At 76.0% G+C, this 13,481-nt stretch carries 11 protein-coding genes; 5 read left to right on the top strand and 6 right to left on the bottom strand.

Annotated features, from left to right (window positions below; all coding sequences use genetic code 11):
- Positions 1-153 precede the first annotated feature (153 nt).
- Positions 154-1,290: an amidohydrolase family protein gene (locus tag VGB14_20020; GenBank protein ID HEX9995219.1), complete on the bottom strand. Its 1,137-nt coding sequence runs from the start codon at positions 1,288-1,290 to the stop codon at positions 154-156.
- Between the two features lie 89 nt (positions 1,291-1,379).
- Here VGB14_20020 and VGB14_20015 point away from each other — a divergent pair, with 89 nt between their 5' ends.
- Both VGB14_20015 and VGB14_20010 read left to right on the top strand, forming a co-directional pair.
- On the top strand, positions 1,380-2,858 hold the full coding sequence (locus VGB14_20015) for a benzoate-CoA ligase family protein (protein ID HEX9995218.1): 1,479 nt from the start codon (positions 1,380-1,382) through the stop codon (positions 2,856-2,858).
- Positions 2,855-3,382: a CoA pyrophosphatase gene (locus VGB14_20010; protein HEX9995217.1), complete on the top strand. Its 528-nt coding sequence runs from the start codon at positions 2,855-2,857 to the stop codon at positions 3,380-3,382. The genes VGB14_20015 and VGB14_20010 overlap by 4 nt, the downstream gene beginning before the upstream one ends.
- Here the strand turns inward: VGB14_20010 and VGB14_20005 are convergent.
- From VGB14_20005 to VGB14_19995, 3 genes are read right to left on the bottom strand one after another with little or no spacing between them, the layout of a single operon-like run.
- The gene (locus tag VGB14_20005) at positions 3,337-3,753 is read right to left on the bottom strand and encodes a hypothetical protein (GenBank protein ID HEX9995216.1); all 417 of its coding nucleotides are present in this window, start codon (positions 3,751-3,753) and stop codon (positions 3,337-3,339) included. The genes VGB14_20010 and VGB14_20005 overlap by 46 nt on opposite strands.
- A gap of 58 nt (positions 3,754-3,811) precedes the next feature.
- Positions 3,812-4,870, bottom strand: coding sequence for a DNA polymerase ligase N-terminal domain-containing protein (locus VGB14_20000; GenBank protein HEX9995215.1), 1,059 nt, complete (start codon positions 4,868-4,870; stop codon positions 3,812-3,814).
- 1 nt (position 4,871) lies between these two features.
- Complete coding sequence (locus tag VGB14_19995) at positions 4,872-5,891, bottom strand: Ku protein (protein ID HEX9995214.1); 1,020 nt, start codon at positions 5,889-5,891, stop codon at positions 4,872-4,874.
- A 16-nt stretch (positions 5,892-5,907) separates the two neighbouring features.
- On the opposite strand from VGB14_19995, the gene VGB14_19990 reads away from it, so the two are divergent.
- On the top strand, positions 5,908-6,729 hold the full coding sequence (locus VGB14_19990) for a hypothetical protein (protein ID HEX9995213.1): 822 nt from the start codon (positions 5,908-5,910) through the stop codon (positions 6,727-6,729).
- 50 nt (positions 6,730-6,779) lie between these two features.
- Here the strand turns inward: VGB14_19990 and VGB14_19985 are convergent, their stop codons facing one another.
- Positions 6,780-8,378 carry a phospholipase D family protein gene (locus VGB14_19985; protein ID HEX9995212.1) on the bottom strand — a complete coding sequence of 533 codons (1,599 nt, stop codon included), beginning with the start codon at positions 8,376-8,378 and terminating at the stop codon, positions 6,780-6,782.
- A gap of 44 nt (positions 8,379-8,422) precedes the next feature.
- Between VGB14_19985 and VGB14_19980 the strand changes: the two genes are divergently transcribed.
- A complete protein-coding gene (locus VGB14_19980) occupies positions 8,423-9,382 on the top strand; it encodes a TIGR03557 family F420-dependent LLM class oxidoreductase (GenBank protein HEX9995211.1) in 960 nt (319 codons plus the stop codon).
- Between the two features lie 19 nt (positions 9,383-9,401).
- Positions 9,402-12,377 carry an L-glutamate gamma-semialdehyde dehydrogenase gene (gene pruA / locus VGB14_19975; GenBank protein ID HEX9995210.1) on the top strand — a complete coding sequence of 992 codons (2,976 nt, stop codon included), beginning with the start codon at positions 9,402-9,404 and terminating at the stop codon, positions 12,375-12,377.
- Here the strand turns inward: pruA and VGB14_19970 are convergent.
- Positions 12,374-12,742 carry a hypothetical protein gene (locus VGB14_19970; GenBank protein HEX9995209.1) on the bottom strand — a complete coding sequence of 123 codons (369 nt, stop codon included), beginning with the start codon at positions 12,740-12,742 and terminating at the stop codon, positions 12,374-12,376. The genes pruA and VGB14_19970 overlap by 4 nt on opposite strands.
- Positions 12,743-13,481: the final 739 nt, after the last annotated feature.

Genomic DNA, 13,481 nt, shown 5'->3' with positions numbered 1-13,481 from the left:
CCACCCACACCTGCCGGCCGCCGTCCACCTCCTCGACCCTGGGAGCGCGGCCGGCCAGCCCGGCCGGCACCCGCTCCTCCCACACGCCGGGGTGCTCCACGACGTGGTCGTCGACCGAGACGAACCGGTGCTCGGTGCCCTCGACGACGACCGTCATGCGGCCAGCGCGTAGAGCCGCTCGGCGTTGCCGTGGAGGAGGCGGGCCCGGTCCTCGTCCCCCACGCCCTCCATCACGTGCTCGACGAGGGCCCACGAGTCGGGATAGGTGGACGTGCCGTGGGGGTAGTCCGACGCCCACATCAGGTTGTCGACCCCGATCACCGACCGGAGCTCGACCCCCCAGCGCTCGTACCAGAAGTTGGCGTGCACCTGGCGGCTCACCACCTCGCTCGGGCGGGTCGGCACGCCGTGGCGCCAGAGCCGCCCCCGCTCCCAGGCGTGGTCGGCCGCGTCCATCACGTACGGGAGCCAGCCGATGCCGGTCTCCGCGCACACGAGCTTGAGGCCGGGGAAGCGGTCGGCCACGCCGGACAGCACGAAGCTGGCGACGTACTGGGGCTGCACCGAGAACGCCGCCGTGCGCCGGAGGGCCTGGTTGTCCTCCCAGCGGGGCGGGAGGAGGCGGATGCCGGCGTGGGCGTGCCAGTGGATGGGCACGCCGAGCTCCTCGCAGGCCGCCCACAGCGGGTCCCAGGCCCGGTCGTTGAAGTGGGGCAGCCACTCCGCCGAGGCGCTCGGCTCGGCCAGCATGACGATGCCCCGGTGCCCGAGCCCGACGGCGCGGCGGGCCTCGGCGACGACGGTCGCCATGTCGCTCCGCCAGGGGAGCAGGGCGAGGGGCACGTACCGGTCGCTCACCCGCCGCCAGTCGGCCAGCCCGTCGTTGTAGGCCTGCACGCAGGCCAGCTCGAACTCCGGCTCGCCGCCGAAGGGCACGCTGGCGCTGTCGACCGGGTCGTTGAAGAACAGCACCTCGCCGTCCACGCCGTCCTCGTCCAGGGCGACGAGGCGGGCCGCCGGGTCGTAGACCCGGGGCGGCACGTCCTCCCAGCGCTGGGGGAACGTGCGCCGCAGGGGGTCGTCCATCACGGCCGCGCAGTTCACGACCGCCCGCCGGCTGGCCACCCGCCCGTCGACCACCCACCGCTCGACCCGCCGGCCGTCGAGGTCGACCTCCCGCACGTGGGGGACGCGGTCGCCCCACCGGGCTGCGGACATGCGCTCGACGAAGGCGTCGCGATGCAGGTTGGCGTGCGAGTCGGAGCTGATCAGACCGTGGCGGATCCGCACGGACCGTCCCCCCTTGGTCTCCTGGCGCGTTCGCTGCGCCCCACCATAGCGGCACAATGGGCCGGTCCTGCCCCGGCGAGGAGGTGCGCGTGGAGGTCCCCGAGGCGTTCAACCTGGCCGCCTGGCTCCTCGCCGGCGCCGAGGCGCGAGGCGACGGCGGGCGGGTCGCGGTGCGGTCCGGCGGGGTCGACCTGACCTACGAGGAGGTCGCCGACCGGGCCGCCCGGGCCGCCGCCGTGCTGCGGGAGCGGGGGGTGCGGCCCGAGGAGCGGGTGCTGCTCGCCCTGCCCGACGGGCCCGACCTGCTGGCCGCCGTGCTCGGCGCCCTCCTGGCCGGCGCCGTCGTCGTCCCCGCGCCCGACCGCCCCGGCCTCGCCGACCACGCCCACCTCGTCGCCCACTCCCGCGCCCGCCTGGCCGTGGCCGCTCGCGAGGTGGCCGCCGCCTGCGGGCGGGACACCGTGCCGGCCGCCGACCTCGCCGCCGCCGTCGACGCCGCCGAGCCGTGGGCCGGCGCCGAGGCGACCAGCCGCGACGACCCCGCCTTCTGGCTCTACACGTCGGGGACGACCGGGCGGCCGAAGGCGGCCGTGCACCTCCACGGCGACATGGCCCACTGCTGGTCGGGCTTCGGGTCGGGCGTCCTCGGCCTCGGCCCCGGCGACCGCACGTTCTCGGTGGCCCGCATGACCTCGCCGTCGGGGATCGGCAACAGCATTGTCTTCCCGCTGGCCGCCGGGGCGTCGACCGTCCTCGGCACCGACGTGGCCGCCGTGCTGCGGGACGACGGACCGACCGTCCTGTTCGCCCGGCCGGCCAACTACCGGGCCCTGCTGGAGGACGAGGCGGCCGTCGAGGCGCCCGCCCTGCGGCTGGCCGTGTCGTCGGGCGACACCCTGCCGGCCGACCTGCACCGCCGCTTCCGGGAGCGCTTCGGCGTCGAGATCCTCGAGGGGACGGGGTCCACCGAGGCGTTCCACGTCTACCTGTGCAACCGGCCCGGGCGGGTGCGGCCGGGGTCGAGCGGCGAGGTCGTGCCCGGCTACGAGGCCCGGCTGGTGGACGACGACGGCGGGGACGTGGCCGACGGCGAGGTCGGCCAGCTGCTGGTGCGGGGCGGGTCGGTGTGCTCGCACTACGCCAGGGACCGCGACCGGTCGAAGGACGCCATCCTCGGCCACTGGCTGGTCACCGGCGACCGGTACCGGCGCGACGGCGACGGCGTGTTCTGGTACGTCGGCCGGGCGAACGACACGTGGTTCCAGGACGGGGCCGAGGTGGCGCCCTTCCCGATCGAGGAGGCGCTCGGCACCCACCCGGCCGTCCGGGAGGCCGGGGTGGCCGGCGTGGACGTCGGGCCCGGCCGGCGCCGGCCGGTGGCCTGGGTCGTCGTGCGCGAGGGCGGCCCGGGCGAGGCCGGCGAGGCGCTGGCCGCCGAGCTCACCGCCCACGTGGCCGCCGCGCTCGGCGAGGCCATGGCGCCCGCCGCCGTCCGCTTCGTCGACGCCCTGCCCCGCACGGCGACCGGCAAGGTGCAGCGCTTCCGCCTCCGGGAGTCGTGGTCGTGAGCGACGCCGGGCCGGAGGAGCGCAAGGAGGCGGCCGTCCTCGTCGCCGTGTTCGCGGACGACGGCGGCGAGCGCCGGCTGGTGCTCGTGCGCCGGGGGGCGAGGGGGGTGCACGGCGGCCAGCTGGCCCTCCCGGGCGGGAACCGGGAGCCGGGCGACCGGTCGATGGTCGACACCGCCCTGCGAGAGGCGCAGGAGGAGGTGGGCCTCGACCCGGCGTCGGTGGAGGTGGTCGCCGAGCTCGACCCGGTGGAGACCCGCACCACCGGGTTCCGGGTGTGGCCGGTGCTCGCCCGGGTGGCGCCGCCGGCCGAGTGGGTGGCCCAGGAGGGCGAGGTCGCCGAGGTGGTGACCGTCCCGGTGCGGGAGCTGGCCGACCCCGCCAACCGGGGCGAGCGGGAGATGACGTTCCCGACCTGGCCCGAGCCGAGGACCACCCCGTTCCTGCGCGTCGGCGAGCACGAGCTCTGGGGGCTGACCTACCGGATCCTGGTGCCGCTGCTCGACCGGCTGGGCTCGCTGTAGCCGACCGGCACGGCCGGGTGGGTGGCCCGGAACCACAGCGCGGCGACGGCGACGGTGACCACCCTGGCGAGCACGGCGACGAGCCCGCCCGTCTCGACGGACGCCCCGTCGACGCCGACCAGCCGGGGGGTCCAGGCCAGCATGAACCCGGCGAGGGCGGCGACGGCGAAGGCGAGGGCGGCGACGGCGTAGGACGGCTTCGGCCGGGTGAGCAGCGCGGCGGCCATGGCCACGCCGCCGGCCACGTCGACGAGCGACAGGGCGCGCACCTCGGGCTGGTCGCCGTACCCGGCGAGCCACAGCACGAGGTGGGTCGCGCCCGCGCCCAGCACCACGACGGCGGCCACGGCGCGCCCAACGCGGGTCCCCATCGGCCCGGTAGTACGGGCGGTCGGGCGGCGTGGTTTTACTGCTGATTGAACCGGGCGGTCAGGCCCGGATCTCCCGCCAGTCGTCGGACCGCCGGCCCGGCCGGTAGGGACTGTCGAGGCGCTTGGCGACGAGCCCCCACAGGCCCTTGGCCCGCGCCGCCTGGAGCAGCGCCGTCCCGTCGCCGACGTGGGCGGCCGGCACCTGCCAGGCCGGGCCGGCCAGGTCGAGCTCCTCCAGCAGGCGGCGGCGGTTCTCGTAGGGCAGGTCGGTGACGGGATGGCCGTCCAGCCAGATCAGGTCGAACGCGACGAGGGTGACCGGGGCCCGCTCGGCCAGGCGCCGCCACCCGCTGTCGCTGCGCACGTCGGCCCGGCGGGCGACGGCGTCGCCGCCTCTGGGGTCGGTCACCACCCCGTCGAGCACGACCTCGACCGAGCCGATGGCCCGCCCGACCCGCCGCACCTCGGGGTAGCGCTCGGCCACGTCGACCCCGTCGGGGTCCCGCAGCTCGACCACGCCGCCCGACGACACGGCCAGCACCCGCTGCCCCGACCACCGCACCTCGAACGCGAACCGGTCCTGGTCGCGGGGCAGGCGGCCGGGACGGGCGGTCATCGGCCGCAGGTCGGCGGGGACGGGCCGGCGCTCCGGGTCGGCCGGCGGGTCCATCCGGTGGATGATCCAGTCCCGGCCCCTGGTCTGGAACAGCGCGTACCGCCCCGTCGCCCGCTCGCCGTGCAGGGTGATCACGACCTTGCGGTCGGTCCACTCGTGGACCTCGTACGTGCCGGTGTCCCAGATGAACATGGCGCCGGCGCCGTAGTTGCCCTCCGGGATCTCGCCCGAGAACGTCAGGTACTCGAGCGGGTGGTCCTCGGTGTGCACGGCCAGGTGGTTGTCGTCGGGGCTCCACGGCACGCCGCGGGGGAGCGCCCACGAGGGCAGCACGCCGTCGTGCTCGAGGCGCAGGTCCCAGTGCAGGCGGGTGGCGTCGTGCTGCTGGATGACGAAGCGGGGCAGGTCGACGGGCGCGGCGCCGTCGCCGTCGCCGCTCGGCTCGGGGGTGCGGTGGAAGTCCCGCAGCTCCCGGTAGCGCCCGAGCGACCCGGCGGCCACGTCAGGCGCTCTTCCTCGCCCGCCTGGCCGGCTTCCTCGCCGCCTTCTTCGCCGGCTTGGACGACGACTTCTTCGCCGACATCGTCTTCGACGACGTGGTCTTCGACGACGCGGTCTTCGAGGACGCCGACTTCGACGAGGACGGCTTCTTCGCCGCCTTACCGGCCTTGGCGGCCTTGCCGGCCTTGCTCGCCTTGCTCGCCTTGGCCGCCGGCTTTCCCGACGCCCCTGCCGACCGGCCGCCGCCCCTCCTCCCCGCCAGGCTCGCCTCCAGCGCGGCCATCAGGTCGAGCACCTCGGCCTTGTGCTCCTTCGGCGCCTCGGTCACCACGTCCTCGCCCTCGGCCTTGCGGTGCACCATGTCGAGCACCTCCTCGCGGTAGGTGTCGTGGTACCGGCCGGGGTCCCAGTCCGTCGTGAGCGAGTCGATCAGCCGGCTGGCCGCCTCCAGCTCCTTCTTGCCGACGGCCGACCGCCCCGCGACGCCCTCCAGGTCGGCCCGGTCGACCAGCTCGTCGGCGTAGTAGAGCGTGTGCAGCGTGAGCACGCCGTCGAGGGGGCGGAGGGCGACGAGGTGCTGCTTGGTCCGCATCACGAAGCGGCCGATCGCCACCCGGCCCGACCGCTCCATGGCCTCGGTCAGCAGCGCGTAGGCCTTCGTGGCGCCGGCGCCGTCGGGGACGAGGTAGTAGGCGTCGTCGAAGTGGATCGGGTCGATGTCGTCGAGGGCGACGAAGTCCTCGATGTCCACGGTGTGGGTCGACTCCGGCTCGACCGCCTCCAGCTCCTCGGGCTCGATCGGCACGTACGTGCCCTTGGCGATCTCGTAGCCCTTCACGATGTGGTCGTAGGGCACCTCCTCGCCGGACTCCTCCGACACCCGCTGGTAGCGGATGCGGGCGCCGGTGCCCTCCTCCAGCTGGTGGAAGTGGACGTCCTTCGGCGACACCGCCCCGTGGAGCTTGACCGGCACGTTGACCAGGCCGAAGCTCACCGATCCCGACCAGATCGCTCTCGCCATGGGAAGGTGATACCCCGTGGACGACGAGGCCGTCGACCGGCTCTACCGGGCCGAGCCCGAGGGGTTCGTCGCCGCCCGCGACGCGCTGGCCAAGCAGCTGCGCCAGGCCGGCGACCGGGAGGGCGCGGCCGCCGTCAAGGCGCTGCGCCGGCCGTCCCGGGTAGCGTGGGCGCTGAACCAGCTGCGGGTCGACCGGCCCGACGAGCTCGGCGACCTGCTCGGGGTGGCCGACGAGCTGCGGGCGGCCCAGGAGGCGGCCGTTCGGGGCGACGGCGGCGACCTCCGCGAGGCGATGGCCAGGCGCCGGGCGCTCGTGCGGTCGTTGGCCAAGGCGGCCCGCGCCAGGCTCGGCCCGTCCGGCCCGAACGCGGCGGCGGCCGTGGAGGCGACCCTGGACGCCGCCGTGCTCGACCCCGAGGTCGGCGACCTGCTGGCCGCCGGGCGGCTGGAGAAGGAGCGGGAGGTGGCCGGGTTCGGCGACCTCGGGATGCTGGCCGACGTCGTCCCGATCCGCCCGGCGAAGGCGAAGCCCGAGCCCGCCAAGGCGGCGGGCAAGCAGGAGCGGGCGGCGCCGGCGAAGCCCGACGACACCGCCGCCCGGCGGGCGCTCGAGGAGGCGACGGCCGAGGCCGACGCCGCGGCCGCCAGGGTGGACGAGGCCCGCCGCGCCGCCGAGGAGGCGGAGGCCGCCGTCGAGGCCGCGGAGGCGGCCCTCGCCGAGGCGCGGGAGGCGGCCAGGGCGGCCCGCTCGGCGCTGTCGGCCGAGGAGCGCAGGGCCAGGGCCGCCGACGCCGCCCGCGGCCGGGCCGAGGCCGCCCTCGCCGCCCTCCGGTCCTAGGTCGCCAGGGGCCGCGCTCGCCGCCCTCCGGTCCCAGGTCGCGGCGGCCCCTAGAAGTGGGCCGTGCCCCGCAGCGCCCGGGGGCGGCCGTCGGGGTCGACGAACCACCGGTACACCGGCCTCGCCCACCAGCCGGCCCACCGGGGGACGGCCTCGGGGCGGTGCTCGCGGACGCGGCCGGGCGGCCGCGGCCCCCGCCGCCCGCCCCGGTCCCAGGCCTCGAGCTCGGCGGCCGACGCCCGCCACGCCGCGAACCACCGGTCGGGGTCCACCAGCTCGGGGTCGGCCGGGTCCCGGCCGAGGTGCTCGGCGGCGAGGCGCAGGCGCAGGTCCCGCGGGAACCGGCGGGCGCCGTCGCCCAGCCCGGCGGGGTCGGCCGGCTCCCGGTCGTCGCGGGTGGCGTCGAGCACGGCGCAGCTCAGCTCGGAGTCGTGCGTCCAGGAGCGGAGGTTCAGGTTGTCGGACCCGGCGATGGCCCACACGTCGTCGACCACGCATACCTTGGCGTGCACGTACACCGGCGTGCCGGCCAGGTTCTCGACGTCGTAGACGGCCACCCGGTCGCCGCCGGCCGACCGCAGCAGGTCGACGGCCTGGCCGTGCCCGACCAGCTCGGGCGCCTCGGACAGCACGCCGGCCTGCTCGGGCAGGCGGGGGACGACGGCGAGCAGGTGCAGCCGGTCGTGCTCGCGGAGGGCGTCGGCCAGCGCCTCGGCGACCGTCGCCGACCACAGGTACTGGTCCTCCAGGTACACGAACCGCCTGGCCCGGCGCAGCGCCTTGAGGTAGGCCCTGGCCACGCTGCGCTCGCCCTCCGGCGCGAACGGGTACGCCGGCCGCTTGGCCGGATAGGTGCGCAGGACCTGCACGGCGTGCGGGCCGGCCGGCGCCGGGTCGGCGGGCATGGGCCGCAGCGGGCGGGGGTGGCGGGGCTCGCGGGTCACCCGCCGCATGGCCGCCCGCCAGGGGTTGCGGTGGTCGAGCGGGGTCGGGTCGTCCCACCGCTCGCGGAAGGTGTGGGCCAGGTCGCCCACGGCCGGCCCCCGCACCTCCAGCTGGATGTCGTGCCACGGCGGGGTCTCGGTGTAGCGGGGGTTCATGGCGATGGCCTGCGGGTCGCCGAGGTGGCGCTCGTCGTCCCTGCGGGTGTGGCACAGGTCGGTGCCGCCGACGAAGGCGACGTCGTCGTCCTCGCTGCCGGCCCGGCGCACCACGACCAGCTTCTGGTGGTGGGAGCCGGCGAAGCGCACCCGCTCGTCGAGGAGCACCTCCCCGCCGGCCTCGTTCACCACCTCGGCGAGGTGCTCGGCCTCCTGCTCGCTCAGCCGGGCCTGGTCGGGGTGGGACCGCCACACGAGCCCGCGCACGTCGACCCCCCGACGGCACAGCCCGGCCAGCACCCGGCCGAGCTCCGACCCCGGCCGGCCGTCGAGGCGCTCGTCGGCGTCGCCCCGCCAGTCGCACAGGTGGACGAGGTCGCCGGGGCCGAGGCCGGACAGCACCTCGAGGAGGCGGGCGAAGTAGACGGCGCCGTGCACGTGGGGCACGACGAGGTTCCCCTCCGTCCAGGCCCGGCCGTCGCCACGGCGGCGGTCGAGGTCCGTCGCGGGGTTCCCGCGCTCGCCGGGGTCGAGGAACCAGTCGCTCACGACCGGGCGGATCATACGGGCGGTGGGGGGGAAGGGGTGGGGGCATGGCTGAGATCGGCTACGCCCTGTCCTCCGAGGAGCATCGCCCGAGCGACCTCGTCCGCTACGCCGTGCTGGCGGAGGAGGCGGGGTTCACGTTCGCGGGCCTCTCCGACCACTACCACCCGTGGACGAGCACCCAGGGCCAGGCCGGGTTCGTGTGGGGCACTCTCGGCGCCATCGCCCAGGCCACCGAGCGCCTGCGGGTCGGCACCGGCGTCACCTGCCCGACGGTCCGCATCCACCCGGCGATCATCGCCCAGGCGGCGGCGACGGCGGCCGACCTGATGCCGGGGCGCTTCTTCCTCGGCGTCGGCACCGGCGAGGCGCTGAACGAGCACATCCTCGGCGACCCCTGGCCGCCCCTCGACGTCCGCCTCGAGATGCTGGAGGACGCCGTCGAGGTCATCCGCGAGCTGTGGAAGGGCAACCTGACCACGCTCGAGAACCGCCACTACGTCGTCCACAACGCCCGCGTCTACACGCTCCCCGAGGAGCTGCCGCCGATCGTGGTCGCCGCGTCCGGCGGGAAGTCGACCGAGGTGGCGGCCCGCATCGGCGACGGCATCTGGGGCACCACCCCCGACGCCGAGATGCTCGAGCAGTACGGGTCCCAGGGCGGCACCGGGATGCGCATCGGCGAGATGACGGTGTGCTGGGCGGCGACCGAGGACGAGGCCGTCCGCACGGCGACCGAGATGTGGCCGAACCTCGCCATCCCCGGCCAGCTCGGCCAGGACCTGCCCCTGCCGTCGCACTTCGAGTCGGCCGCCGAGCTCGTCACCGAGGACATGGTCCGCGAGGCGATCCCCGTCGGCCCGGACCCCGACCAGCACCTCTCCGGCCTCCGGGAGTACCTCGACGCCGGCTACGACCACGTCTACGTCCACCAGATCGGGCCCGACCAGGAGGGGTTCCTGCGCTTCTGGCGGGACGAGGTCGCTCCCAAGGTGAACGGGACCTGACCAAGTACCGTTCGGGGTGATGGCGAACTCCCTCGACGCCCAGACCACCGCCCTGGCTCGACAGGTCGCCGAGCTCGGGGCGGGTGAGCGTTCCAAGGTCTTCCGCATGTCGTTCTGGAGCGAGCGGATGCTCGACTGGGCGATGGCGAAGCCGGCGTTCAAGACCCAGCTGTTCCGCTTCACCGACGTCTTCCCGGCGATGACCGACGACCAGGACGTCATGCGGCACATCGAGGAGTACTTCGACGGGGTCGAGGTGCCGAAGGCGCTCGACCTCGGCATCGACGTCGCCGGCCACGTGCCGTTCGGCAAGACCGTGTCGGCCCACGTGGCCCGCCGGAACATCATGCGGATGGCCGGGCAGTTCATCGTCGGGGCCACCCCCGAGGAGGCCGTCGAGGGGCTCCACCGGCTCTGGCGCTCGGGCAGCGCGTTCACCGTCGACCTGCTCGGCGAGAAGACGATCGTCGAGTCCGAGGCCGACCACTACGCGGCCAGGGTCGACGAGATGCTGCGGGCGCTGAGCGACGCCGCCGCCGGGTGGGCGCCCGACGACCACCTCGAGCGCGACGACCTCGGCCCCCTGCCCAGGGTCAACCTCTCCGTGAAGCCGACCGCGCTGGCGACCCACTACGCGCCCCTGTCGCGCGAGGAGGGCATCGAGTCGGCCGCCACCCGGCTGCGGCCGCTGCTGCGCCTGGCTCGCGAGCGGGGCTGCCACGTCCACTTCGACATGGAGCACTACGACGCCAAGGACCTCACGCTGGCGCTGTTCCGCAAGCTCCTGTCCGAGGACGAGTTCGCCGACCTCAACGCCGGCACCGTCATCCAGGCCTACCTGAAGGACTCGCGCGACGACCTCGCCGACCTCGTCGCCTGGTCGTCGTCCCGGCGCCGCCCGATCACCGTCCGCCTCGTGAAGGGCGCCTACTGGGACACCGAGACCGTCGAGTCGCGGGCCCAGGGGTGGCCGTCGCCGGTGTACGAGCGCAAGGAGGAGACCGACGCCAACTACGAGCGCTGCGTCCGCCTCCTCCACGACCACCACGGCGAGGTGCGGGCCGCGTTCGGCTCCCACAACCTCCGGTCGCTGGCCTACGCCATCGCCTACGCGAGGGACAAGGGCATCGCCGACACCGGCTACGAGATCCAGATGCTCTACGGGATGGCCGAGCCGATGCACGCGGCCATCAAGCGGATGGGCCTGCGCCTGCGGGTCTACTCGCCGGTCGGCGAGCTGGTGCCGGGCATGGCCTACCTGGTGCGGCGGCTGCTCGAGAACACGTCGAACGAGTCGTTCGTGCGCCACCGCTTCGCCGAGGGGCGGGCGCTCGACGAGCTGATCGCCCCGCCGAGGGTCGACCGCATCCCGGGGCCGACGACCGCGCCCCGCGTGCCGCCGACCGACGTCGACCGGCCGTCGCCCTACGAGCCCGAGCCGCCGGCCGAGTGGCGGCGGGCGACGACGAGGGCGGCCTACTCGGTCGCCGTCGACCAGGCCCCGCTGTCGTTCCCGCTCGACGTGCCCGCGCTGATCGACGGCGAGCGGGTGCGGACGACCAACGCCATCACGTCGGTCGACCCCGGCCACACGGACACGGTCGTCGCCACGTCCGCCTCGTGCACGGCCGACGACGCCGACCGGGCCGTCGAGGCCGCCCTCGAGGCCGGCGAGGAGTGGCGGCACACGCCGGCCAGGGAGCGGTCGGCCGTCCTGTTCCGGGCGGCCGAGTGGCTGCGGGCCCGGCGCCCCGAGATCGCCGCCCTCCAGGTCTACGAGGCCGGCAAGCCGTGGGACCAGGCCGACGCCGACGTGTGCGAGGCCATCGACTTCTGCGAGTACTACGGCCGGGAGATGCTCCGCCTCGACGGCGGCGGCACCGTCCAGTCGCCCCCCGGCGAGGCCAACGCCATGCGCTACTGGGGCAAGGGCGTCGGCGTGGTGATCGCGCCGTGGAACTTCCCGCTCGCCATCCCGTGCGGCATGACCGTCGCCGCGCTGGTCGCCGGCAACCCGGTCATCCTGAAGCCGGCCGAGCAGACGCCGGCCCTGTCCTGGAAGCTGGTCGAGGCGCTGGTCGACTCGGGCGTGCCCCGCGGCGTGCTCCAGTTCCTCCCCGGCATCGGCGAGGACGTCGGCGCCCGCCTCGTCGAGCACCCCGACGTCTCCTTCATCGTGTTCACCGGCTCGAAGGAGGTCGGCCTCGCCATCAACCAGAAGGCGGCCGCCTTCCAGCCCGGCCAGCGGCACGTGAAGCGGGTGGTGGCCGAGATGGGCGGCAAGAACGCGCTGGTGATCGACGCCGACGCCGACCCCGACCAGGCCGTCCCCGCCGCCGTGGTGTCGGCGTTCGGCTTCGCCGGCCAGAAGTGCTCGGCCGCCTCCCGGCTCATCGTCCTCGACGCCGTGTACGACCAGGTCCTCGACCGGCTGGTGGGCGCCACCCGGGAGCTGATCCTCGGCCACCCGCGCCACCCGTCGACCCAGATGGGCCCCGTCATCGACGCCGACGCCTACAAGCGCATCAACGCCTGGATCGAGCGGGCGCCCGAGCAGGGCCGGGTCGTGCTGTCCCGCGAGGACCTGCCCGAGGGCGGCTACTACGTCGGGCCGACGATCGTCGCCGACGTCGACCCCAAGGCGCCGATCGCCCGCGAGGAGATCTTCGGGCCGGTGCTGTCGGTGCTGCGGGCGGCCGACTTCGACGAGGCCATCCGCCTCGCGAACGACACGGACTACGCGCTGACCGCCGGCCTGTTCTCCCGGTCGCCGGCCCGCATCCGGGAGGCCGCCGAGCGGCTCCGGGGCGGCAACGTCTACATCAACCGGTCGACCACCGGGGCGGTCGTCGGCCGCCAGCCCTTCGGCGGGTACGCGCTGTCAGGGGTGGGGTCCAAGGCCGGCGGCCCGGACTACCTGCTCCAGTTCGTCGACCCGCGGGTGGTCACCGAGAACACCCTGCGGCAGGGGTTCGCGCCGGACCTGACGAGCTAGTCGGCCCTCGCCGACAGCGCCGCCGTCGACGCCGCCGACGCGGCGGCGACGCCCAGCAGCGCGGTGCGCCCGCCCGGGCGCAGCCCCCGCCAGCCGGCGAGGGTGGCGAGCCCGTCGGCCGCGTCGGCCAGCGCCGCGTAGGCCAGCCAGGCCTTGGTGGACCGGCCGCCGTTGGCCGCCCGCCACAGCCCGAGGCCGAGGATGGCGTCGCGGGTGCCCACCATGCGGATGAGGGTGCGAGTCGCCGGCCGGTCGGCGTCGCTCCCGAGCCACATCCGGTTGGCCCTGGCCGGGGCGAGCACGAGGACGGCGCCGATGGCGATCCTCGTGAGCCCGGCCGCCGACGCGAGCTGGCGGTCGTCCATGGCCGGAGTCTCCCACGGCCGGTCGTGCGCGCGCTCCGGGCCGGCACCGGGCATATTGAGGGCCGTCATGCCCGGGCACTACGGAGGAGGCCGCCGGTGAGCGAGCGAACCTGCACGAGCTGCGGGGCGAGTGTGCCGGACGGCGCCGCCTTCTGCCCGAACTGCGGGGCCGCCGTCGCGGCGCCAGCGGCGCCCGCGGCGGACGAGCCCACCGTCGTCGGCACCCCGATCCCGCCGTCGCCCACGATCGAGGAGGCCGGCACCGGCGCCGCCGCGCCGCCCCCGCCGCCGCCCCCCGCCGGCTCGCAAGGGGGCGCCTCGTCCGCCCTCGGCGGCGCCGCCCCCCCGCCCGGTGCAGCCGGCCCCGGCGGCCCCCCGCCCGGCGCGAGCGGTCCCGGCGGCCCCGGCGGCCCCGGCCTCGGCGGCCCTCCGCCTGCTCCCGCCGGCCCGCCGCCCGGTGCGGGCGGTCCCGGCGGTCCTGGCGGCCCCGGCCTCGGCGGCCCGCCCCGCCCCGGCGACGGTGGCCCTCCGCCCGGTCCCGGCGGTCCCGGCGGTCCCGGCCTCGGCGGCCCTCCGCCTGCTCCCGGCGGCCCGCCGCCCGGTGGGGGCGGTCCCGGGCTCGGCGGCCCGCCCCGGCCCGGCGACGACGAGCCGACGACCATCCTGGGCACGGCCCCACCGCCGCCCGGCCCGGGCTTCGGCGGCCCGCCGCCCGGTGGCGGCGACCGCTTCCCGCCCG

This window comes from Acidimicrobiales bacterium (genome assembly GCA_036399815.1).
GTDB lineage: Bacteria > Actinomycetota > Acidimicrobiia > Acidimicrobiales > DASWMK01 > DASWMK01.
Note: the sequence above shows the minus strand (reverse complement) of the source record. Positions and strands in the feature narration are given on the sequence as shown.

Bases quoted from the DNA above. Each gene is read 5' to 3' on its own strand.
- VGB14_20005 (HEX9995216.1), bottom strand. From the start codon at position 3,753: ATGGGGACCCGCGTTGGGCGCGCCGTGGCCGCCGTCGTGGTGCTGGGC.
- VGB14_19995 (HEX9995214.1), bottom strand. From the start codon at position 5,891: ATGGCGAGAGCGATCTGGTCGGGATCGGTGAGCTTCGGCCTGGTCAAC.
- VGB14_19980 (HEX9995211.1), top strand. From the start codon at position 8,423: ATGGCTGAGATCGGCTACGCCCTGTCCTCCGAGGAGCATCGCCCGAGC.
- pruA (HEX9995210.1), top strand. From the start codon at position 9,402: ATGGCGAACTCCCTCGACGCCCAGACCACCGCCCTGGCTCGACAGGTC.
- VGB14_19970 (HEX9995209.1), bottom strand. From the start codon at position 12,742: ATGGACGACCGCCAGCTCGCGTCGGCGGCCGGGCTCACGAGGATCGCC.